This window comes from Ignavibacteriota bacterium (genome assembly GCA_019637995.1).
Taxonomy (GTDB): domain Bacteria; phylum Bacteroidota; class Ignavibacteria; order Kapaibacteriales; family UBA2268; genus JANJTB01.
Genome location: JAHBUQ010000002.1, coordinates 563,693 through 589,219, shown reverse-complemented (window position 1 = coordinate 589,219; position 25,527 = coordinate 563,693). Strand labels below are relative to the sequence as shown.

General features: G+C 32.6%; 15 protein-coding genes and 1 tRNA gene. 10 read left to right on the top strand and 6 right to left on the bottom strand.

The window, feature by feature from the left end:
- The first annotated feature begins 120 nt into the window (after positions 1-120).
- Positions 121-3,651, top strand: coding sequence for a chromosome segregation protein SMC (gene smc / locus KF896_08425; GenBank protein MBX3043727.1), 3,531 nt, complete (start codon positions 121-123; stop codon positions 3,649-3,651).
- Here smc and KF896_08420 read toward each other — a convergent pair.
- Positions 3,648-4,367: a hypothetical protein gene (locus KF896_08420; protein MBX3043726.1), complete on the bottom strand. Its 720-nt coding sequence runs from the start codon at positions 4,365-4,367 to the stop codon at positions 3,648-3,650. The genes smc and KF896_08420 overlap by 4 nt on opposite strands.
- 182 nt (positions 4,368-4,549) lie before the next feature.
- On the opposite strand from KF896_08420, the gene KF896_08415 reads away from it, so the two are divergent.
- Positions 4,550-5,458 (top strand): DUF4835 family protein, encoded by a 909-nt coding sequence (locus KF896_08415; protein ID MBX3043725.1) that lies wholly within the window; start codon positions 4,550-4,552, stop codon positions 5,456-5,458.
- A gap of 72 nt (positions 5,459-5,530) precedes the next feature.
- Here the strand turns inward: KF896_08415 and KF896_08410 are convergent, their stop codons facing one another.
- From KF896_08410 to KF896_08400, 3 genes are read right to left on the bottom strand one after another with little or no spacing between them, the layout of a single operon-like run.
- Complete coding sequence (locus KF896_08410; GenBank protein MBX3043724.1) at positions 5,531-7,669, bottom strand: IgGFc-binding protein; 2,139 nt, start codon at positions 7,667-7,669, stop codon at positions 5,531-5,533.
- A complete protein-coding gene (locus KF896_08405; protein MBX3043723.1) occupies positions 7,666-9,096 on the bottom strand; it encodes a T9SS type A sorting domain-containing protein in 1,431 nt (476 codons plus the stop codon). The genes KF896_08410 and KF896_08405 overlap by 4 nt, the downstream gene beginning before the upstream one ends.
- Before the next feature lie 12 nt (positions 9,097-9,108).
- Entirely contained in the window at positions 9,109-9,978 is an 870-nt protein-coding gene (locus KF896_08400; protein MBX3043722.1) for a hypothetical protein, read from the bottom strand.
- Positions 9,979-10,384: 406 nt separating this feature from the next.
- Between KF896_08400 and KF896_08395 the strand changes: the two genes are divergently transcribed.
- The 3 genes from KF896_08395 (at position 10,385) to KF896_08385 (ending at position 15,466) form a co-directional block, all read left to right on the top strand.
- Positions 10,385-12,610, top strand: coding sequence for an RNA-binding transcriptional accessory protein (locus tag KF896_08395; protein MBX3043721.1), 2,226 nt, complete (start codon positions 10,385-10,387; stop codon positions 12,608-12,610).
- A gap of 387 nt (positions 12,611-12,997) precedes the next feature.
- The gene (gene rpiB / locus KF896_08390) at positions 12,998-13,438 is read left to right on the top strand and encodes a ribose 5-phosphate isomerase B (protein MBX3043720.1); all 441 of its coding nucleotides are present in this window, start codon (positions 12,998-13,000) and stop codon (positions 13,436-13,438) included.
- 36 nt (positions 13,439-13,474) lie between these two features.
- Complete coding sequence (locus tag KF896_08385) at positions 13,475-15,466, top strand: hypothetical protein (protein MBX3043719.1); 1,992 nt, start codon at positions 13,475-13,477, stop codon at positions 15,464-15,466.
- A 126-nt stretch (positions 15,467-15,592) separates the two neighbouring features.
- Here the strand turns inward: KF896_08385 and rpmG are convergent, their stop codons facing one another.
- Positions 15,593-15,772, bottom strand: coding sequence for a 50S ribosomal protein L33 (rpmG, locus tag KF896_08380; GenBank protein MBX3043718.1), 180 nt, complete (start codon positions 15,770-15,772; stop codon positions 15,593-15,595).
- Between the two features lie 428 nt (positions 15,773-16,200).
- Here rpmG and KF896_08375 point away from each other — a divergent pair, with 428 nt between their 5' ends.
- Positions 16,201-17,871, top strand: a complete 1,671-nt coding sequence (locus KF896_08375; protein MBX3043717.1) for a S41 family peptidase — start codon at positions 16,201-16,203, stop codon at positions 17,869-17,871.
- 103 nt (positions 17,872-17,974) lie between these two features.
- Here KF896_08375 and KF896_08370 read toward each other — a convergent pair whose 3' ends face one another.
- The gene (locus KF896_08370) at positions 17,975-22,561 is read right to left on the bottom strand and encodes a GNAT family N-acetyltransferase (protein MBX3043716.1); all 4,587 of its coding nucleotides are present in this window, start codon (positions 22,559-22,561) and stop codon (positions 17,975-17,977) included.
- Between the two features lie 175 nt (positions 22,562-22,736).
- Between KF896_08370 and KF896_08365 the strand changes: the two genes are divergently transcribed.
- From KF896_08365 to KF896_08350, 4 genes are all read left to right on the top strand, one after another.
- Positions 22,737-22,810: transfer RNA gene (locus tag KF896_08365), tRNA-Pro, on the top strand.
- Positions 22,811-23,436: 626 nt separating this feature from the next.
- Positions 23,437-24,861, top strand: coding sequence for a sodium:solute symporter family protein (locus KF896_08360; GenBank protein MBX3043715.1), 1,425 nt, complete (start codon positions 23,437-23,439; stop codon positions 24,859-24,861).
- 58 nt (positions 24,862-24,919) lie between these two features.
- Positions 24,920-25,093 carry a hypothetical protein gene (locus tag KF896_08355; protein MBX3043714.1) on the top strand — a complete coding sequence of 58 codons (174 nt, stop codon included), beginning with the start codon at positions 24,920-24,922 and terminating at the stop codon, positions 25,091-25,093.
- Positions 25,094-25,142: 49 nt separating this feature from the next.
- Entirely contained in the window at positions 25,143-25,355 is a 213-nt protein-coding gene (locus KF896_08350; GenBank protein MBX3043713.1) for a hypothetical protein, read from the top strand.
- Positions 25,356-25,527 lie beyond the last annotated feature (172 nt).

The following is a 25,527-nucleotide window of genomic DNA, read 5'->3' as shown; positions in this document are numbered from 1 at the left end:
TTGTTTTTCCACAATTTAAATAAAATATTGTGGAAACATATTTTATAAAAAGTCCTCAAAAATTGATATTTTTAAGGTTCTGAATTTTGCAATTTTCAAAAAAGTCATAAACACAAATTTATGTATCTTTCTGACATAGAAATAATTGGTTTTAAATCATTTGCACAAAAGACTAAGCTCAAGTTTGCTCCGGGTCTTTCGGCTGTTGTTGGACCGAATGGCTGCGGTAAAACGAATGTAGTTGATGCAATCAGATGGGTTTTAGGTGAAAAGAAAGCATCTACTCTTAGGTCAGACGTTATGGAAAATGTCATTTTCAATGGCACTCGCGACCGCAAACCCCTAAGTCTTGCAGAAGTTTCGATTACTTTTGATAATACAAGAAATATTTTACCTACAGATTATAATCAAATAGTTGTTTCTCGCCGACTTTTCAGAAATGGCGACAGCGAATATCTTCTCAATAATACTCATTGCCGGCTAAAAGATATACTCGATTTGTTTATGGATACCGGTATAGGCTCCGATTCATACTCAGTAATTGAGCTAAAAATGGTTGATGCAATTCTCAGCGGCAAAGTTGACGACCGCAGAGCTATGTTCGAAGAAGCAGCCGGCATCAAAAAGTATAAAGCGCGCCGAAAGGAATCAATGAAAAAGCTCGACTCAGTCACATCCGATATGGAGCGTATTCAGGATATTTTGCAGGAGGTCAGAAAAAATGTCAATTCTCTTTCCCGTCAGGCAGCAAAAACAAAACGATATAATCAATATTTGGGTGAACTCAAAACTCTTGAAATTATGCTTTTTGCTCATGAGTTTGCACATTTCAACAATAACAAAAAAGTAATATCAGAAAAGTTGAAAGTGCTGTCAGCTGAAAAAATTAAAACTGAAATTGCTCTAAGCAGCAATGAAACTGAAATTGCAAAACAAAAGGAAATTCTGTTTCGAATCGAGCAGGAACTTACATCGGCAACTGAAAATGAGCGAATCCTTATCCGAGAAATTGCCGATTTGAAGCAAAAAATAGCAGTATCATCTGAAAAAACAACTTCCTTCGACTCTACAGCCAAAAGACTGACCGATGATATTTTGGAATCTGAAAATAGTTTAAAATTAAGAGAGCAGCGACATAAAGATATTTTACTGAATATTGAGGAAGTTAAAAGCAGACTTTCAGAGCATACCGAAAGAGTAAAATCTTTGTCAGCATTACGAGATACAGCTTTAGCCAAAGTTCGGGATGCTGAATCTAAAGTTAATAATGCAAATAATGAAATCTCAGGTATTAGAAATAAAATTGAATCTCTGAATAATATACTCAACAGAAGTAAAGAGAGAAAAATAAATCTTGAGAGAAAAATTCAGCAGTTATCAGAGGATAAATTTCGTTACTCAAAGCAAATAGAAGAGATTAACGAAGACAACCGTCGTAATAAATTGAAGTTACCTGAACTTAAAGATTACCTTCAACATTTAGAAAATGAGCTGAAACTTGCTTTTGAAAAGAAAATTTCCCTTGAAAGTGAAATCGAAAAAATAAAGCAAAAAATCAACGATAACAAGAATGCTCTCGGCGGTAAAAAAGCATCCCTTGATTTTCTTAATTCGCTTGTTGACAGCAGTGCTGCAACGAAATTTTTATCTGATTCACAGAGCTGGCAAACAAGTTCAGAAAAAGTCATTCTCGGAGAAATTATCGGGACTGATGATGAATATCGTCTTGCTGTACTTACTGCACTTGGTGATTTTGCCCATAGCTTTGTTGTAGAAAATCAGAATGAAGCATTTTTTGCGATAAATTTACTTCGTGATAAAGCCAAAGGTAAATCCGGTTTTATATGTCTGGACATTATTCCTGAAGTAGCAGATTTAGGTGTCAAACCCAATATTTCCGGCGTTATTGGATGGCTAAGCGAAACCGTTAGGGTCGAAAACAATATTCGCAACCTGCTTCGGGCAATTTTAGGCAAGACCTTGATAGTTGAAAATAGTGACACAGCAAACAGAGTAATAACGGAGAAACTTGCTGATGTCTGTGTGACCACTGATGGTACTCTTTTTCACTCTGCCGGTATTATTTCCGGTGGTTCTGTTTCACAAAAAGAAGGACAATGGGTCGGCAAGAAAGAACGTATTTCAAAGTTAAAAAAGGAAATTGGTGAACTATCCTCCAATATTGATGAGCTTCAAGTTAGTCTTTCCTCTCTGAATGAGGAACTCGCTTTTATTGAAATCAGCAAACTTCAACAGGATATCAAACTTGCAGAAAATGAAATTGCCGAAAACAGCCGCAAGTCCGAACAGTTAAAACTTAAGCTTGAGTCGCTGACAAATAATATTAATTTCATCGAGGATAATACTTTTCGACTACAGGACGAAATCAGCGAAATAACAAATGATGACTCATCCTCGGCTGATGAAATAAGTGAACTTACAAATAAGCTCACTCAAAAACAAACAGAGCTTCTTGAACTTAAAGCAATGCTTGCTGATGCTCATAGCGATTTATCCGAAAAGCAAAACATATTAAGAGATGCTGAGCTCGAATCGGTTGAAATTGAGTCAGAAATTAAATCACTGGATGGCGAAATAAGAAGAATCGAAAACGAAATTCAGCAATACCTGCAAAGGATTAAATCAAGAAAGGATGAGTTTGATTCTCTTGATTTACAAAAAGATGAATTAGCCAAGAAAATTGAGACTTATACTGAAAATCTTAGCAGTTCTGAAGTCAGAATTACCGAACTGAAAAATAAAATTGATATTCTTTCAGACAACAAAAAAAGCACAAATTCAAAATTTGATGAAGTTAATAACGAATATAAAATTTTGATGCGTGATTTTGATAAATTGAAGGAAAATATTCACCAGCTCGAAATTCAGGAGACTGAAGCTAATTCTCATATTCAAAATATCACCGAACGGGCTTTGGAGCAATATGAAACAGACATCGAAACTACTTTGGTGGAGGATAATCCCGAATTTGATATACAGTCATCAAAAACTGAAATTCTATCACTGAAAGAGAGACTTTCCCAGCTCGGAAATGTCAATTTTATGGCTCTCGAAGAATACGATGTTCAAAACGAAAGGCTTGAATTTTATGAAAAGCAAATGGGCGACCTTGAAGAGTCGGGCAAAATATTGCGAGAAACTATCGAAGAAATTAATTCTACAGCCGAAAGAAATTTCAAAGAAACTTTTGATAAAATACAGAGTAATTTCAAATTACTATTCAAAAAGCTATTTGGCGAAGAGGGTGAAGCTGACCTTAAGCTTGAAAGTGATGATTTGCTCGAATCCGATATCGTAATTACTGCCAAGCCACCAAACAAAAGACCACACTCAATAGAAATGCTTTCAGGTGGCGAGAAAACACTCACAGCTATTGCACTTCTATTTGCAATTTATCTTGTAAAGCCAAGCCCATTCTGTATCTTAGATGAAGTTGATGCTCCGCTTGATGATGCAAATATAGAAAAGTTTGTACATCTAATCAAAGAATTCAGCATTGACACGCAGTTTTTGATTGTAACGCATAATAAAAAGACTATGGAAGCCGCCGATACTCTCTATGGCGTGACGATGCAGGAAGACGGTGTATCAAAAGTAGTTGCTGTTCGTGTTGATAATGAAGCAGCTTAAAATATGTATCTCAGTGCAATTTCCGGATTCGTGCCTAATAATTCATTATGCTCGATAGACAGCATAATTGATATATCCTGAAATGCCGAATATATGACACCAAGCTCAAAAATATTAGGATTTGTCCTGTAAGCCGTCCTTACAGAAATATCCGTATGAGGCATATATTTAAATCCCAGACCTAATGTTGTATTAGAGTTTATGATTATCCCTGCATCAGCTTCGATTATCATATTGTCTGCAATTCGGTATGCCAATCCGATAACAGACTGCTGATAGATTGTTTTGTCATAGGATTCCGTGTAATTACGTGTGACATTTCTTAGCAAAAATCCAGCGTTTAAATCATCAGCCATTTCAAGTACTGCACCTATATTAAAAGTTGAAAGCCCTGTAATGCCGTAATCTTTTATTGAAAGACGTGAATATTCGTAAGATAATCCAAGTGTCAAAATATCTGCAAACTTATTTGAAAATCTTATTTCACCGGATACTTCTGAATATAAATTTCCACCAAGCCCTGTGAGATTTAGCCCGATACTACGCATTTCATCAATTGAAAATTTGCTGTTTAACATAAATGGCGATAGCTCGCTGATTCCGAATCTCGACGGTTTTGTTCTTAGAATTACATAATCAGATGTGTCCAATGTCATTGCAGCAGGATTTACAGCAGAATTTGACTCAAGCAGGGACTGACCTAATGAATTAGCCATAGAAAAATAGCTTACGCTTCCAAAGTTTTGCGATAAAATAGAATAATTGCAAAATATGAAACTAAATAGTACCACAATCAAATACTTATTCGTCATAAAATAAAAATCGCAGTATGTTGTTTTTAAAAATACGAAATTATGAAAAAAATTATTAATAATATTCAAATATTTTAGGTGAAGTAATGAAAAAACTATTTTTTGTATGTTTTTTGAGCATTTTCTTATTTGCTTTTACAAAAACTGATGCTCAGGAGATTGAGGCAACAGTAGTAATAAATATGGACCAAATTCCACAGGAATACAGAATCAGTGTCAATTCTCTTGCTACAGATATAGAAAGATATTTGAGTTCGCAAAAATTTACAGATATAGATTGGGAAGGACCAAAAATTCCGGTTGATATCAGTATAGCACTTGCCGGTGGTGCACGCAATATGTATTCGGCACAGATTTTCATTGCTTCCAAGCGGCATATCGCCGGAACTGACGGCGGTCAATCTATTGTCTTGAGACTTCTTGACAAGACATGGTCATTTGAGTACAATATGGGCGCAAATCACTCATATAATCCACAAAGGTATGACCCATTCACTACATTGCTTGATTTTTATATGTTACTTATCATCGGATTCGATTTGGATACTTATGGTGAGCTCGACGGTACACGCGCTTATGAGCAGGCAAAACTAATAGCTACTATGGCAGCATCTTATCAGGCTGATGGCTGGCAGACAATTTCACAGCCCGGAGAATTTACAAGATTCAATTTCATTAACGAACTTACTAATATGCGATATGAAGATTTGAGAAAGCTCATTGCCAGCTATTATCTTGACGGACTGGATTATATGAACGAAGACAGAGAAGCAGCTCTCGAAAATCTTGCTTTTGTGATTCAGGAAATGGCGGACTATAAGAGAAATAAACTTGTTGAGCAGAGTATAATTTTTCAGGCATTTTTTGAAGCTAAATCATTTGAACTTGCTGAAACATTTAAAGGCTACACAAAGCATCCCGGTGTTTTTCGTGATTTGATTTATCTCGACCCCTCAAATACTCCTGTATATGAAGATGCTCAAAAAGGCAAGTAATTTATTTAATTAAATTCAAAGTGTCACATTGGTTTATTTAGATTACAACCAATGTGACATTTTAATATTAATTTAATCAATTCTTACCATCATACGCTTTGTTATTGAGTTGTTATCAATGAAGAGTACGAAATACACGCCTCTTATGAAATTGTTACTTATATCATTTGGTGTGCCGCTATATAGTTCTCTGCCGGATAAATTAAATACTTTCATAATTATATTCTGACCAAAGTCATTATTTGCTGCAATACTTCTCAAATCACTAACGATTGTAAACTCCAGAGTTACTTCACATTTTGTATTTATATCGGAGGGGAAATCAGCAATTGTATAACTCACAGGAATCCTGTACTTACGGTTACAATCATCAAGGAGGATCAAATTATCGCTTGTACTGCCCATAAAATCTGCATAAACACAAAATGGTACGATTGTATCCCTTGTCGGCTCTAAAGTTATTGTAGCATAGCTTGGCGGGACAGATATTTCAGTATTTTTTTCAAAATAAAGATGAAATGTACGCTTTGATAAGCTGCGATTTGACAATTTTATTGAATCGCATCGAAATTCTGAATAAAACAATGTATCAAAATAACCTGCAAAATGATGGGATAAATCAAATCCGAAAAGCCGCATTGTATCAAGCCGCTCATGCCCTTTTACATCACGGGACTTCAGAATAGCAAAGCCATCGAGGTTTTCATCAATAAGCTTCATGTTTATTACAGCTTTAAATGCACCCTTTTCAAAAACCGGAATATCCACTGTTAAATTATCTTGTTCAACTAGCTTAATGCTTTCAATCCCTGAATCGTATTCATTTAATTCAGTTATGACAATTTCGGCATCGCAATGAATTTTTGACTGTAATTCAGGCGGATTTGAATCCATAATTTTTTCGAGCAGTCTTTCGGTCTTCATACCGCCTGTGTAGCCGTAACTGATTATTATACCATAGCCATAAACTAAAAGAGAAAAATTACTATCTGCTTCAATACTGTGAAGTCCCTTTTTTACTTCAACATAACCGGAATAGTACTCTGTTCCTTCCACATTTGTAAAATTACCGGTATCAATAATTTGACCATCAAGAATAATTGAATTTAGTGAATTTTTATGAATAGCAATATTTATCCAATGTTCTGTAAAATCCTCAAGTTCAGGACTGAAAAATTTATAATTATTCTTCCACTGCTGAATAGGTGGAATGAAAGCTAAAAATGGGTCTCCTTTAGTTAAAGGAATCTTTGCAGATTGCTCGAATTGAGAGAATAGAACAGATTTATCTGATTTAATGTAGAATGGTTTATTACTATTTAAAATTAAGAACTCTCCTTTTGATATAACAGTATCATTGTTCATCCAAGTGATAGTTGTTGAATCAAAAGCTGCGACTATTTTTGAGTATATATTACTATTAAATAATGGGAACTTAGTTAAAGTAAAAATTGTTTCATTTCCAAGTATATTGATTGGTGGTACTTGTTCAATAATGTGATCTTGGGTACCTATATGAGTTGGCAAGGAAGTTCTGTCATGTGATGAAAAAATTGAGATCGGATTGTTTGAAGTTATATGAGTACCTGAAAAATCGCTATTATCTTTAATATTTGCTACAAGCACATAGACTTCGCCTTCATCTAAATTTAAGGTTTTCTTTAATCCTAAATCTACATGACTGTTGTATATTCTGACATCAGAATTGATCTCAACTAAAGTATTATTTGTAATAGCAACAATATTAATTCGTGCTAAATTAAATTCATCTCTATTAGAAATATTAGCGATTACATAACTATTGCTAATAGATGAAATAGGAAGAAGAAGACACGCATCAGCAGACTCTCTTGTTTTTGAAAGCATTAAAACTGAAATATCGGTGTTTGATTTAATTCTTATACTATTTCTTTCAATGCCATTTATTGTTGCTAATTCATATTTCGAATCAATTTTTATAATTTTTGATCCTAATGGATTAATATTATCATTGAGTAAAGTATCATCATAACTAAAATTTATTGATAATTGAGTTTCTTGATTTTCATAATTAATAATCAATAATTGTAAAATTGCACCAATACTTTCTCCATCATCATTTTTTGGAAAACAAACGATAAATTCCTTGCCAATATTATCCGGATTTTGAGATTTTAAAAATATTGGGATTAAAAGCAATAAGCTGAATATAAATATTCTTAGCCGAATCATCTGCTTACAGGTATTTTGTAATTAAAAATATTTCCTGATGAATGTATTTGAAGAAAATAAATGCCACTACTTATATTTGAAATTGGTATAGATACATCACCAAAAACAATAGTCTTTTGAAAAACAAGATTACCGTATAAATCATAAATTTTAATCAAATCAATTTTATTTATAAATTCTGAATTTGATTTGATATTAAGTACATCGTTAGCGGGCTGGGGATATATTAAAAATTTTGAGCTGACTTTCTCAGACTCAACAATACTTGAAAGTGTTAATACAGTAATATTTATGTCTATGCATCTGAAGAATTTATCGTTATTAGAATTTGAAAAAACTGCACAAACTTGCTTCTGTCTAGTTCCTGGTTTTACTGATTTAAATTCAATAAAAGCATTATAATTTGAATCAGTATTAAGAAAAATAGGAAATGAATCAAATGGTTCGAAAATAGTATATATTTCATCTTTCTCGTTATCAACTAAATACAAAGTATCTAAAACCATATTTTCATTTTTGCATGTTAGTAAACTCATTCTGACTTTTTGTGATTCTCCTTGATAAAAAACAATACTTCTGTTTGACATTGATAACTTACCTTCGTCTGCAACTGAATGATATTTTATAACTGTTGAATCCTCTGCTATTAAATTTAGTTCATTATTATTCTTATCAGAAGCATAAAACCTGACTTTTCCTATTGAATTTTCAAAATTCTTATATTCATATTTGAATTGATACCACAAATAGCTATCTCTTAAAAGTAAATCGGTTTCAAAGCCATCTCCATCTATCAATTTGTCTGGTATTAAATTATCCCCAAGTATATTAACATCAATCGAATCTATTTTTAAATCTGAGTTTGATTTGTTTATTACTCCAACAAAAAAATGATTGCTTATAAATTTCGAACCTGATTCACATAGATAAAAATCGTATTTATGTCCAAAGGCTTCTATTTCACTACCTTCAACCGACCTAGCATAAAATGAAACAGAATCTATATTGTATTCAGTTTCATTCTCGTATCTATAAAATATATATACAGATTTACTCAGTTTTTCCCCGGACTGACTTATTGGATCAACATAAACAGAGTTATAGGAAACATTCATTGTATATGATGAATTCGGTTTTATCTCAAGGGGTCCATTCATATATCTGAAAATATATCCCGGTATAAATCTGATAATATTTCCACTGTCAACAATTTTTCGGTCGTAATTATTCACTACAGACATGTGCTCAATAATCAGTAGATTATCACTTTTATTAAGAATTGAAAAAGGGAGCATTTTAATATTGGGCATTGATTTATTACCGATTGGTACATCCCCGAAATCTATTTCAGTATACTCTATCTGTGTTGAAAAAATTTTGCTTGATATTATTGTCAAAGAAAATAATATAAAAAAAACTCCCTTCATTTCACTCTCTCTCTATTTTATGATTGAAAAAATAAATGTAGCTAACACTTCTGTCCCATAATTTCGGCTAATATAGCCAAAATATTTACCATTACTGAGGTTTGATAAATTAATTATAGATTGATTATGATTAAAAATATCATTAAGAAGATTCTCACCATTTAGATTGCTAATTATTATTCTCAAATCTTTTTGTTGAAACTTTGTAATTAAGTGGCTGTAGTCAATAAATAGATTCTCTTCTTTGTGGTTGTAGTGTACGTATTCACTAATATCATCAGGTGTAACAGAGCTAACCCATGCAAAAGTTAAAGTTTTGTTAATAGTAGGACATGGTGGGTCACCTTCAGCAAATATTAAATTGATACCAATGTTAAAAGATTTATATCTGCAGTGCATAATGTTTTCAGGGCATATTCTAAAAGAAAATGGTCTTGTTTCGCAAGGTTGTACTGGCGGATCAAAGAAACCAAATGTCGGATTAGTTACAGTTGGATTATAAATGCCAATAATCTGGTTAGTTACCTTGTCTCTAACTGTCCAATTCTGATTCAAACAAGGATCATCGGGGTCAATCGCAAAATCCAAAGTAAAACCTAAAACAGTCCTTTCGTTACATCCTGTTATATCAACAGAAAAAATTGAGCAATCATTCCCATCATCTAACAATATAATGCTGTTCTCGTCATAAAAATACTTAGGTTTTAAAATTTCATTGCAATTGCAATCACAAGAGGTGGGATCAGAATCAGCATAAATGTTCATATTACCTAAAATGAACATTATCAAAACAAGTAAGAAGGTTTTATACTGTACTGTACTGTACTGTACTGTACTGTACTGTACTGTACTGTACTGTGAATTAAGTAATTGTTTAGGCATAAAAGTACCTTTTATTAAAAGTTTGACAAATAAACATACTCAAATCTAAATAAAATTTAGTAAACAACCAAATTTTTTTTTATTTTTAATAAATATATTTAATTTCACTCCATATTTCTTCCTATCATCCATCATTAAGGGTTGCAATGTATTAAAAATATTCAGAACAGAAAATTATACTTCTTCAAATCAACATAGTCTCTTTATCGCCAGAAAAATACTTCGTAAAACTACAAAAAGAAATTAACATCTTAATTTTATTAATTTTTCAGAAAATATTGAAGAAAAGAACAAGGAAAATATTAATAATTATCCTTGAAGTAATATTATTAGCAGTAATCTGCTTTTATATGAAGTTTTATATTCTTATTTTTGTAATCTTATTTTATATACAAATTACAGAAATATGTTAAACTTAATATTATATATATCAAAAGATCTGAATATTGAAATCAGTAGAGTAGAAAATGCATTAAAGCTTCGCTCTGAAGGTGGTACTGTTCCATTCATTGCCAGATACAGAAAAGAAATAACCGGAAATCTTGATGAAATAGAGCTAAGGAATATTTTTGATAAATTCGATTATCTCACTGAACTTGAAGACCGAAAGAAAACAATACTTGCTTCAATTGAAGAGCAGGGCAAACTTTCTGATGAATTAAGAGAAAAAATAGTTGCCTGTCTCCAAAAAAATGAGCTCGAAGATTTATACCTGCCTTATAAACCAAAGCGCCGGACACGTGCAACAATTGCTAAAGAAAAGGGTCTGGAGCCACTTGCAGCATTTATTAAAAACGCAAATTTAAATAAAATACAGAATCCAAATCTTGAGCTTGAAGCTTCCAAGTATATATCTGAGGAACTTGGAGTTACAGATATTAAGTCAGCTCTTGCAGGTGCATCAGATATCATAGCTGAGGAAGTTGCCGAAAATGCTGATTTTAGAAATTGGGTCAGAGATTTCTTTATTAAAAATGGTAAATTTAAATCAAGCATTAAAGATGAATTTCCGGAAGGCTCAACAAAATATGAAAATTATCGTAATTTTGAGAAACCGGTAAGTGAGATTGCACCTCACGCTATGCTTGCATTAAGGCGAGGCGAGACAGAAGGAATTCTTAATCTGGACATAACTTTTGATGAATCAGAAATTTTAAATTTTATGAATTCTAAAAATATTCATAATTCAAATATTGAAATATCAAATTTTCTTGTTTCAGTAAATAAAGATGCTTTTTCAAGGTTAATGAAACATTCTCTGATTGGTGAAGTGAGAATGTTAAAAAAAGAATTTTCAGATGAGGAATCAATAAAAGTATTTGAATCAAATTTACGTCAAATGCTTCTTGCCGCTCCGGCGGGTATGAAACCAACTATTGGTATTGACCCCGGATTCAGAACAGGTTGCAAAGTAGTAGTTCTTGATGGTACGGGAAGATTCCTTGAATATTCGGCAATATTTCCGCATAGTTCAAAATTTCAAAAAGACGAAGCAACAAAATATCTGAAAAATGCCATTGAAAAATATGGTATAGAACTCATCGCCATTGGAAATGGTACTGCAGGCAGGGAAACAGATGAGTTTGTTACTGAGACAATAAAGGATGTGCCTAAAAAGCCCATAAAAGTAATGGTTAATGAATCAGGTGCATCAATTTATTCAGCAAGTGAAACTGCAGGAAAGGAATTTCCTGAATTAGATCTTACTGTCAGAGGTGCTATATCAATTGGAAGAAGACTGCAGGACCCTCTTGCTGAACTTGTAAAAATAGACCCAAAATCAATTGGAGTAGGGCAGTATCAGCATGATGTAGATCAAAAACTTTTAAAGAAAAAACTTGATGAAACAGTAGAAAGCTGTGTAAATTATGTTGGTGTTGACTTGAATACTGCTTCAAAAGAGCTGCTTACTCATGTTTCGGGACTATCAGACAAAATTGCTGAAAATATTATAAACCGGAGAAATGAAATAGGTATGTTCAAGAACAGAAAAGAGTTATTGTCAGTACCTAAACTTGGCAACAAGACTTATGAGCAGTCAGCAGGTTTTCTAAGAATCAGAAATGGTGAAAATCCACTTGATAATACAGCTGTTCATCCGGAGAGCTATCATATAGTAGAAAAAATAGCTAAGGATATAAATGTTGGACTTAAAGAAATCACCAAAGCTCAGGATAAATTGTCTGCAATTGACTTAAAAAAGTATCTCAGTGATAAAATTGGTGAGCATACATTGAAGGATATATTGTCTGAACTCGAAAAACCCGGTCGCGATCCTCGTGAAGAATTCAAATACGCAATATTCAAGGAAGGAATAACTGAAATTTCTCATCTCAGACAAGGAATGGAGCTTGAAGGTATTGTAACTAACATTACTAATTTCGGTTGCTTTGTTGATGTTGGAGTTCATCAGGATGGACTTGTTCATATTTCTGAAATGTCCGATTCATTTGTTAAAGACCCGACAAAGATTATTAAAGTCGGTCAGCTTGTCAAAGTAAAGGTGCTGGATGTAAATGAAAAATTAAAGAGAATTCAGCTTTCAATGAAATCAGGCAAAGGAAATATTGTATCAAAGCAAAAAGAGCAAATAAGTTTCAATTTGAATGACCTTAAATCAAAATTCAAATGAAATTAGTTATCCAAACATATTATTAACATATTTATTTTTTTCATTTTTATCTATATAGTAATATGTTATAATAATAAGGTCTGTTGAAATGTTGATTTTATTAATTGGATTACTGATAAATAGCTGCAATTAAATAATTTAATTGATATAGATTGAGAAATTTTAAGTGTTGAAAACTATGTTGACAATAAAAAGTTTTCAACGATAATGTTGACAAAAATAAATTTTAGGTTAAGAAAATACTTTTCCACAAATTTATAGTAAGTTTTCCGTTAATTATTAGTGAATTTACTAATAGTTTGTGGAAAAAAATATTATAAATACTAAATAGTTTTATAAATCAGAAGAAATACAGATATTTAAATATAAATGAAGGAATTTATAAATATGAAAATAGCATTGGCATCAGACCATGCAGGTTTTGAGCTAAAGGAGTTCATAAGAGAATATTTAACCCAAAAAGAATATAAAATACTTGATTTTGGTGCATTTTCATCAGAATCAGTGGATTATCCTGACTATGCCTTTCCGGCATCAGAAGCGGTATCAAGTGGAGTAGCAGATATAGGAATACTAATTTGTGGCACCGGAACAGGTATGGCTATTACTGCAAATAAAATTCACAATATCAGAGCCGCTAATTGCGTAACACCTGAAATGGCAGTAATGGCAAGAAGCCATAATAATGCAAATATACTTACTTATGGCTCGAGATTAATTTCACCGGAATTAGCAGTCGAAATTACAGAAAAATTTATATCTACTGAATTTGAAGGTGGAAGACATCAGAAAAGAATAATTAAAATTCACTATCTTACCGGGAGCTGATAAGAATTGTATTCAGGCGGTCTAATAGTTATTTTTTTGTTTTTCTTAGCAGCAATTTTATCCCCTGATTTTTTCTGGGGGCTTAACTTGTGGTCATATTTGGGTTTGCCTGTTATAATAGCTTTTACAGGCGGTGGGATGATATTGCTTAACAAAAAGACATATCTGAAATTTGATGAATTAATTTCGAATCTAAAAATATCTAATAATCAAATTATAGCCGCAATAATAGCATTTACTATATTATTTATAATATTCAGTCAATCGGCATTCTTCCTTGGTGATGGATATCTGAGAATTAAAAATACTGAAGCACTCCAGTATTACTCATCCGGCTCGCCACTAGGAAATTATATTACAATTTTATTTTATGATAAAATTCTTAAGCCGATGGGATTTCCTGCGATAACTGTCTGGAGAATTATCAGCTATTTAGCAGGAATAATCTCACTCATTACATTTTATGTAATCGGAAGGAAGTTGTTTGATGATTCAAAGCAATTCACTTATGCCGGAATGATACTATTTTCATCTGCAATTATTCAAATGTATTTCGGCTACGTAGAGTCTTATCCTTTCTTTTTTACATTTCTTTTTGGATATTACCTTTCAACACTTTTAATGCTTAAAACCGGAAATTTTTCATTGAATCCGGCATTATGGATAATTTCTGCTTTTTTTATTTCGCCGACTGCTGTGTTTTTATCACCTGCAGTGCTTTATGCATATTATGAAGTAACAATCAGGAAAGAAAATTCACAATGGTTTAATTTTGTGCTTCCTGTTATTTCAGTTGTATTTATAACTGTCGTTGTTGCTTTATTACTTAATTACTTAGGCTTTACAGCTGAAAAATATTACGACGGGCTTACGAAAGTAAATCATATTTTGAGCATTTTTCCAAGCGAAAGTGACCAGGGAATACTGGATTTTACACATTTTAATGATATTTTAAATCAAATTTTCCTTGTCTCGCCGGGGATTTTTCTAATTTTCTTTTCATTGAAGAATATGAGAAATTCGATAAATGACAATAGCATCAGATTTACAATTTTATCAATCATACTTGCACTGTTATTTATGCTGATATTCAGAGCTGATATCAGCTTTGTTCGTGATTGGGATTTATTTTCAATCGTTGCTTATCCTTCATTATTGCTGATGATCCTACTTTTTTCAAGAAATAATAATTATTATGGAAAATATGTCATAATTGTTATAGGCTTGCTTCAAACTATACCATTTATTATAATTAATTCAAATGAAAAACTTTCGCTTGAACGAATGATGAGCATCTCGAATATATCGTATCTGCCTGACTATGCAAAAAGTAATAACTATGACATATTGAGACAATACTTCAAAGAAGGGGTTGAAATAGTAAATCCTTCGGATTTTAAATTAACAGAATTAACCCGGTTTAAAATTGAGAAATCATTATATTATACAGAGCTTGCATATAATTACGAAAAAAACGAGCGATATCTCTATAATATGGCACTGTATGCTTATGTGCTTAAAAATGCTGAATCAGCAAAAAAATATCTTAGAATGCTTCTTGAATCAGACTATGATAATAAGCATCTGGCATATGCTCTACTTTCGAAAATATTTATAGATGAAGGAAATCTGACAGCGGCAATTGATGAGCTTAAGAAAATTGAAGAAATATTTCCTGACAATGAAACTCCTAAACTTGACCTTGCACATTTGTACTACAATGCCGGCGAACCCAGAAATTCCTATGATTATTTTAAAAAAGCATATAGCATTAATCCTGAAAATGAAGAAACTCTCGATTATCTGATAGAGTTAAGCTATTTATCCGATAATCGGAAAAGTACAATTGAATTTTACAGAAAATATGATAAAATAAAGCCCGGAAATCCTGCTACATATTATAATATGGCGTTATGCTTTAATGATTTGAAAATGGCAGACTCAGTTAGATATTACGCCGTTAAAGCTGAAAAAAGCGGAATGGGCAAAGAAATAATTGAAAAATTACTAAAAGAATTAAAGAATTAATAAATAAAAAAACGGAAAAAGGGATTGTCTCAAAAATTTAAATAATATGTAGTAAGACTACTATATTACTTACTAAAATATTTTGAGACAACCCCTTTAAATATTTCTAAGGGATATAATCCTAAATTACTTAATTTCTTTATGTAAAGTATGTCTTCTTAAGAATGGATTATATTTCTTAATCTCCAGACGGCTTGGCGTATTTTGTTTATTCTTTGTAGTCGAATATCTTGAGGGCGGCTTGCCTTCGGCTCTCGCTTCAGTACATTCAACTGTAATTACAATTCGTTGCTCTTTCTTAGCCATTGTTATAATCCTTAAATTCAAATATTGAAAATTATAGAACTACAAAAATAATACTATTTTTTTAAATAAGAAAATATTTTTTTCATAAGTTTATTAAAAAGCAAACATTTCTCAAAATTATACATTATTTTTAAAACAAAATCATAGTGCTCTTAATAAAAAAATACGCAAATAGTTATAAATTATATATTAAAAAAACAATTACTTAAGAATTTGGAACAATTGATTTTGATAGTGTACCAAAGCAAAATTATTAAATATATATAATTAATTTCTCTGCTTAACCACTTTTGCTGTTTAAAAATTACAGTAGTTTTACTGAATTTTAAGTTGTTTATTATAAAAATCAAATTAATTCAAACTTAATTAGCAATTATATCGTTTATTGGTACTTAATCATACAAATAAAATGAACGGAGATATTTTAAATGAGAAAAAAAATTATTTTGACAGGTGCGATTCTTGTTATTGGTATAGTGCTTGGAGTATTGATTAATCCCGTCGTATCAAGTGACAATGTATATAATCAATTTGAAAAGTATAAGAAAGTATTTGGTTTGACTGTCAAAAATTATGTTGATGATGTAGATACCCAAAAGCTTACAGAAGCCGCAATCAAAGGGATGCTTAATGACTTGGACCCTCATTCGGTATATATAGATGCTAAAGAAATGAAAGATGTGCAGGAAGATTTTCAAGGCAGTTTCGAAGGTATTGGTGTTCAATTTGACATAATAAATGACACTATTACAATCATCACTCCTATTACCGGCGGACCTAGTGAAGCACTTGGAATACAATCCGGTGACAAGATAATTAATATTGACGGCGAATATGCAGTTGGTATTGACCGTGGCGAAGTTCCAAAAAAATTGAAAGGTCCTCGTGGAACGACAGTAGTAGTAGATATTCAACGCGGTGATAATCCTGAATTAATCGAATTTTCAATTATAAGAGATAAGATTCCATTATATAGTGTAGATGCTTCATTTATGTTTGATGGGACTGATGTAGGCTTTGTAAAAGTAAACCGCTTTGCAGCTAATACATATTCAGAACTTAAAGAAGCATTAAAAGATTTGAGGAGCCAGGGTATGAAAAAGTTGCTTCTGGACTTGCGAGGCAATCCGGGTGGATTTTTGCAACAAGCATATTATATGGCAAATGAGTTTTTAAAATCAGGCGATACTATAGTCTATACTAAGGGCAGAAGACCTGAGTTTGACGAGTTTTTGATAGCTCAGCGTACAGGAGAGTTTGCAACTATTCCTATAATTGTACTGATTAATCACGGTTCAGCATCTGCCAGCGAGATTGTATCAGGTGCAATTCAGGATTTAGATAGAGGGCTTGTTGTAGGCACTACTTCTTTTGGCAAAGGCTTGGTGCAGCGCCAGTATGATATCGGAGACGGGTCAGCTTTCAGACTCACAGTATCAAAATACTATACACCATCTGGTAGAAGCATTCAAAGACCTTACAAAGATAAAAAAGAGTATCGTATGCTCGCCGGAAGACTTGAACTCGAAGAAGGCTCTAATATCGAACATGCTTTGGAAAAAGTAAGAAAAGCAGTTGATGAAGAGAACGCCAAAGAGTTAGAGAAAAATCCAAATAGCAAAAATATTTATAATCTTGACTCACTGGCAATACATTACACTAAAAGTGGAAGAATGGTAATGGGTGGTGGTGGTGTTACACCTGACTTTATTGTCAAGAGTGATACTATAACTAATTTGTCAGTTAATTTGAGAATTAAGAGAATATTTTATGAATTTGTTAATTCAAATCTCAAAAACGGAAGCGAAATAAAAGCTAAATATAAGAACAATTTTAACGACTTCAAAAATGATTTCAAAATTTCAGATAAGATGTTCGAAGACTTCCGCAAACTTGCAGAAAGCAAAGATATTAAATGGAATGAAGAGGAGTTTGTAACAGATAAAGAGTTTATCGTAGCTGAGCTTACAGGCACTTTGGCAAGCAGTATCTGGGGCTCTAAAGAAAGACATGAGCTTTTTTATACGACTATTGACAGACAAATTCAAAAAGCTCTGACTCTATTTCCTGAAGCAGCAAAAATTGCAAAAATTAAATAATTTATTTGGTTGATATTTTTTAAAAATGGGTTGACTATATTTTATATTGGTCAACCCATTATTATATAAAAATTTATTCGTTTTTATAGTCCAAAATTGGATATCAAATTATACAATAGCTGCCTTTAATTAAATTTGAATTATTTGAATCCAAAAATCTGACTAATGTACCATGCCTTCTGTCAACTACAAATCCACGCTTCAGATAAAAATTCTTAAGGAAGAAGTGTGCTTTTACTGAATCAAATCCATGCGATGCCATTCTTCCGCAAAAATCTTCGAGCATAGCACTTCCAAGCCCGCGATTACTCAAAGCTGAAATTACGACACTGCCATCAATTAAGACTGAATTTTTATCGGTTTTTCGGTAGCATATTCCTCCGACAATTCGGTCAATCGAATCGAAAAGTACAATATATTCATCATTTTCTGAAATTACTTTAGGATATTTTTCCTTAAAAAATATTCTGTATAAGTTGCCGACTTCGGATGCACTTTCAGCTTCTCTGAATGTATAAATCTCGCCTGCCTGGTCTTTTATGAATGTCTTGACTACCGGTGCTGAAGTATCCGAATAAACAGGTTTTGCCAATTTGAAATCCACCGCTTCTGATTTAGGAAATAACATTCTTGAAAATATTAGTCTGTCGTCAGTATTTTCAATTAAATTTTGAAGGTCAGTAGTTTCAATAAGGTGTGTGGCATATTCATCAGAATTTCTATATAAGCGATGAATAATCAATAGGATTTTATCCTTGACTTCTTTGCTTGCATTTTTGAAGTAAGTATGAAGATAAAGATAAAATCTTTCGGGTTCACTTTTAACATTTATGTTGTATAAGCTGATAAGCTCACGGATTGTTTGCTCTTTAGCCTGTACTGTAGCTTCTTTATTGAGGCTGAACCAATCATCATATCTCTCTATCGCATTTGATATTCTAAGAGGAGGGAAGTAATAAGTGTTAATTTCATTTAGATATTCATTCAGTTTTTTCAATAGCAGATCACTTCCGCTCTCAAAATTTTCCAATTCAGGTCTAAGCTGAGTTAAAAATATTTTTGTTTCTTCTATTCCAATAGCTTCGTGGCAGGCTTCGAATATCCACCTGTAATCAAGAAAACTCTCTATCCATGGATAGTGAAGAGCCGGTTTGACATAAAAATTTCTTATTAGTGGGCTGATTATTGAAACAGGTGATTTATATTCTTTCCAGTCATTTATTGAATTTATAATTGCTCCATCTCTGAAATCAAGCTCGGGGATAATCACATTTTCGGGCGACATAATTCCCGGTAAAATACTCTTGCCTGAATTTCTCCAACCTACAAACAATGCTGACATTGCAGAAATATAATATTTTCTGAGTGATAAACCTTTGTCAAAATATGAACCTGTAATCCTTCTTCCTGAAAATTCACGGATTTTTGCCCAAAGAGACAGCTCTCCGAAATATTCAAAAGACCACGCTCTCAATTCCTCACGGTATGCACCTAATTTTGGAAGTACTCTATAGCCAAAAGGATAACCCGAAATCGCTACATGTCTTAAAATCGTTTGTAAGATCTCATTTTCATTGGCAGATTTATTGATAAAAATCTGCAAGTCAAATCGGCGGTTATTTTTAAGTACTATAACAATTCGGTAGTGCAAAGTATGGCTGTAGCTGTTTAGAGGTGATATCCAAACGCCTCCGTCTTTAGCATTATCAATTACAAAATCCTGCTCATCAAAGCAAAGCATAACTGATTGCTTAAGAAATCCTCTGTTGATGATAACTGAACGCAAGACCTCTTCTTCATTTTTTGAGATTCCATCATCAAAAACAAGTTTAGAGTTCCATAATTCAGCAGGAAATTTAAGAGTTGTTGAATCAAGCATTTGTTCGTAAAATTCATGAATTTTATGGAAGTAATCCTCAGCAATTTCCTGTATTTCTGGAATTTTGTCATAAAGCATCCATGAAATAAGCTCATAACGGACAGATGTGTAATAATCGGGGTTATGCTTGAGAAAATTATACAAAAGTCTGAATAAATTCTTGAATTGCGTTATCATAAATTCGTCATTTGTTATCTCTACACCTGTTCTGTAAGCTAAAAGTCTTTTCCTTAGAGCTTCCAGCCTACGGATTTCGAGCTTGCCGGCGGCAATTTTCTTGATTGAATTTTCGGTAAGATAAGATAATCCAGACCTGACAAATGCCGGAAATGCCTTGCTGTAATCAGGGCTTGGCTCATCAAGAAGCAATATCCTGTAAGCTTCAGCTCTTATTTCCTCAGCCGGATGTCTTGCAAGAGTTTGAAGTCTCTTTCTCAATAGCTGAATCATTTTCTCAGAGCCGGATTCCAGTCTCCGCTCTATCTCAGAAAGAGCGTATTCTGCTTTTTCGATGTCCCCGAAATATGTATCGCAAAAGAAAGTATTTATTATTCTGAAATTATAGCTGATTTTGAAATTATCCGATATTTCAATATTGGGGTAGTCTTCCGAAGCCGGAGTATAGGGTAAAAATACATTATCCGATATTCCTTCGATTTGTGCGTCCCAACCCTCCATAACAGGAGCAAAAAGAAATAATGAAGGATTACCGGTCCATAGCAAAGGTTGCCTTGAGAATGCGCCAAGATTAATTAAATTGCCTGATAATTCATAGTATAAATCACCAATTTGTACTTTGCTTTCCTCAACAAATTTTATGGTTAGTTTTCTGCCGCTCCGATGATTTATAAGTCCGTGATTATCAGCGGATATATCGGTTTCGAGTATTCCTAAATCACGGAAAAACCAGCGTGGTATTCTAATTACAAATGTATCAAATTTAATATCAATATGATTTTTCTCATATAACTTTTCAATATCATTATTGAAATTAGCTAAAATATTTTTTCGATTATACGAACCTTTTGGTGTTAGCTCACCCCTTTCAAGCTCGAAATCCCTTTCAAGAATTGTAAAGTTAATAATCCTTTCGTATGGAATTAGCTCTGTATTTGCTGTTAAAATTATTTGTTTTAAATAATCGCTAATTTCATTTTCCGGCTTTGACATAATTATTTCTTCTGACCTGTCAGGTACTATGAAAAGGGTATTGTAAGGCTTTCCATCTCCGACTAAAAATGTTCTTTTTATTCCGGGTACACCCTCAAATTTATTCTCAACATTTTTGGGTGATACAGTTTGACCGCGATTATTTTTATAAATATCCTTGACTCTGTCCACTATCTCGTAATAGCCTTCTTCATCTTCTTTGAAAACATCGCCTGTAGAGATGAAATCCTCTGCTTGGTCAGGATAAGGAATATGAGAATATGGAGAAGCTGTTTCCAGATATCTGGCTACATAATGACCGCTGATTTCAAGCACACCTTCGTTGTCAATTCTTATGAATACACCGGGAAGTGGTTTTCCAACTGTTCCGGTTTTATATCCGTAAGGTGGAGTCATTGTAATGCCGCCGGTAGCTTCAGTCATACCGAAACCGCTACATAATTCAACATCATTTTTACTGAAAAAGTTGAATACTTTTGGGTCTAAATATCCGGCTGCAGAAAGTCCCCATTTAAGTCTTGTACCAACAACTGATCTGAATATTTCGCGTATTTCATTGGAGTCTTTGGCTGAATTCATAAGCTCAACTGCTGACTCATAAAGCTGAAGCCATCTCAGAGGAATACTTATAAATACAGTTGGATTGACCTTCGGGAATAGTCCTAATAATGTATCGGATGATGTATTTCCTGCAAAAGTATAAGTTCCACGCCAGTATATTGAACCCATTAGCTCTAGAAATCTACCGAATGTATGATAAAGCGGAAGATAACAAAGCATGACTTCATCATTGCCGACTTCCGGAACTGCGGCGCCGCGTGCATATCGCTTAGTAATCAGATTATACATTGTAAACGATATTCCTTTCGGCATTCCGGTGCTGCCTGATGTGAACATTACTGTACACACCTGATTGACATCAAGAATCTGCCGCTTTTGTAAAATTTTGTCAATTTCGCCTGTTGAAAACTTGGTTTCATACTCTCCAAGATAGAAAATATCGTTGCCATATTCGAGAAAATCATTTTTTGTAGAAAATATTTTCAAGTCTCGTCCGCTACTTTCCTTAATGCTTAGCAACAAATCCAAACGAGATTTTGAATCACTGATTACAATATTGATATCCAAAGTATCAAAAATATACTCTATAATATCCCTGTCAAAACTTACATTAAGTGGCGTTACAAATATATCATAGCTCAGGCATGCTAAATCGCAGCTTGCTGAAACTACGCTATTCTCGCATAAAATTGCAACTCTAGGAATATCACCTTCTTCGCATACATCATAAAATGAGGCAGCAAGCTCTTTTGTATAGTGGTGAATTTTTTTATAAGTCCATTTTCCGGGCTTTCCTATTGACATATCCCTAAAGAGAATTCTGTCCTGAAGTTCGTTTGTCCTTGATGTAAGCAAATCAAGAAGTTTATAGTTGAATTTTCTGATAATTTTAAAGCATAATTCTGCCCATTCAAGGCGCTTTTCGTCAGATGTTAAGCCATTTAGAAATTGTGGTTTGGATGTAAAATCAAGGAAATATGAAGCATCCTCTTTTGAAGAGAGCTTTCCATTTTCGAAAATCATACTTACATTTTGAAGTATATCATCAGAATTTTCTGTATTATTAAGTATATATTTCATTTTATGCCGGAATTATTGCCAAAAAAAAATATACGTAATAATCTTAAGAATAGTATTAATATATTTATTAATATATGTAAGAATATGAACACATTTCATTTTTCCGATAAAGTGAAAATTATTGATATTTTATAATTATGATTTGGATAAAATTTTGTATTTTTGCGTAACAATACGGTGTGTAGCGCAGCCCGGTAGCGTACTTCGTTCGGGACGAAGGGGTCGCAGGTTCAAATCCTGTCACACCGACAGCAAGCATTGAATAATAAAGACTTACGTATATTTATCCTCCAATTCTTTCATATAATTTGCCGATAAATATAATTTCAATCAAGCTAATGCCAACATTACTATTTTTCGCAAATATCAATTATCAAAAGTCATTATTGCAAAATTCGTTTTGTAAAATAAATCAATATATTATTTCCAAATAAACAACTACAAAAATATTTTTTTAATTAAGATTCGTCGAAATATATTATTAAATAAAAGGATTTAAATTATGCAAACACATATAGCAATCCGATACGAGCAGATTCTCAATCCAGCTTACTTTCTCCCCAAACAGGAGAATAACAATTTGAATTTGGTAATTAGGAAAATTTGTCCGATATAATTCATATATTCTTAAGTATATTTTAAAATCTATAGTTAAGGGCAAATTATATATATGTTTTTCACGATTCATTTTATATTATTAGCAATAAATATGTGTAAAAATATATAATATTTTGGGAAATAGAAAATAATTCCATAGATTTGTAATGACACATATCGAAGATTTTCAGATAGTTATATTGTCGCATTAGTTTCTTAATCAAAAATGCTAAATTATCTGTTTAAATTTGTAAGAATGAATACAAATATACTGAAAAATGCAAGTTCATATAATTGATATATTGGTATTTACACTATACATGATTGCGATGCTTAGTGTCGGGTTCTATTTCTTAAAACGCAATAAATCACAAGAAGACTATTATGTAGGAGGTAGAAAATTATCGTCATTACATATAGGTTTATCATTAGTAGCTACAGATGTAGGTGGTGGATTTTCAATTGGATTAGGTGGGTTAGGATTTTTGATTGGCTTGTCGGGAAGTTGGATGCTTTTCACAGGTTTGATAGGTGCGTGGATTAGTGCTGTCATTCTAATTCCAAGGATATACCCCTTGTCCAGTAAATTTGATTTCTTAAGTTTTCCTGAAGTATTAAAGCATTATTACGATGGCAGGGTAGCAATAATTGCCGGTATAATTTCCTTGATTGGCTATATTGGATTTACAAGCTCTCAAATATTAGCCGGAGCAAAATTAGCTTCTGCCACTTTCCCTTCTGTAACAATCGTGGATGCAGTGTTATTTATGGGTGTAATCGTTATTGCTTACACAGTCCTTGGCGGGCTGAAAGCAGTTATCTATACAGATACCATTCAATGGATAATTCTGATGTCCGGACTAATTTTAATCGGTATTCCTTTAGGATATATTAAAGTTGGTGGTTGGGATGCTATCGTTATGTATTTACCGGAAAATTTCCTATCATTAACAAATATTAGTTTTGTACAATTTGTAAACTGGTTGATTACAATTGTGCCAATTTGGTTTGTTGGTATGACACTATATCAAAGAATTTACGCTTCCCGAGATGAAAAAACTGCAAAAAAAGCATGGTTTATTGCAGGTTTGTTTGAGTGGCCCATCATGGCATTTATGGGAATAACATTAGGATTATTAGGTAGGGTAGCATTTGAGCAGGGAATGTTTACTGATTTTGGCTATGCTCCGGGAGACTTAATTGATGAGGAAATTGGGTTGCCTTTGCTGTTAACACATATTTTTCCTGTTGGTTTGATGGGATTGCTAATGTCATCTTACTTTTCGGCAATAATGTCCACCGCTGATAGCTGTCTGATGGCAGCTTCAGGGAATTTTATCACTGATATAGCCAAAATTTCAAAAAACAACACAAAGAGTATCAGATATTCACAATTGGCAACATTGGTGATTGGAATATTCGCAATTTTACTTGCTACTATGATGGAAAATGTGCTTGATTTGATGTTGTATTCTTATGCTTTTATGGTGTCGGGATTATTCGTGCCTGTTATCGGCACTATTCTATTGAAAAAGCCCTCTGCAATAGCAGCATTTTATTCAATGATTATAGGAGGTGGTATCACACTGTTACTGATATTGACGAAAATCATATTGCCATTTGGCTTGGATGCCAATTTCTTTGGAATTACTTGTTCGGCAATGACTTTTATAATAATTCAATCACTTTTTACAAAGAAATAAATTTTATATTGGAGTTAAAGTTGAACAAGATTGCATTACGATACCACAAAATTCGTTGATGGATATACTAAGAAATCAACCGGAATCAATACTGATAGAAATATTTGATAAACTTTTAATAAGTTATGATACTTCACCCCTGATAGATGAAGAAAAAATTGATATTACCGATGCCAAAAAGGAATATTATTATGAATTATTAAGTTCATTCAAATCCACATCTACAAAATAATTTGATATACAGATTCGTCGATATATTATTAAATAAAAGGATTGAAATTATGCAAACACTAACACTTCAGATTCCGGATTCTCAATTTCCTTTAATTTTAGCTGAAATTAAAAAATATAAGGATGTTAAAATTGAATTCAGTTCTAAAGAAGATGTTGTTCGATTGTCCGATGAGATAAAACAAGCTGTCAAAGAAATAAATTTAGTAAAAAAAAGCCTTATGAAAGCACGTCCTGCACGTGAATTACTCAATGAGTTATGAATTATTTATTTGAACGGAAAATGTCTATTTCCAAATTAATAATTCTTATTATAGATAACACACCTCAAACTTCAACATCCTCCTCCTCTATTCAAAAAAATTAAAAATGTATCAAGAATAATGTTTACAAATTTCCTTTTTATTAATTAATTATTAACGTTATACTTATAGT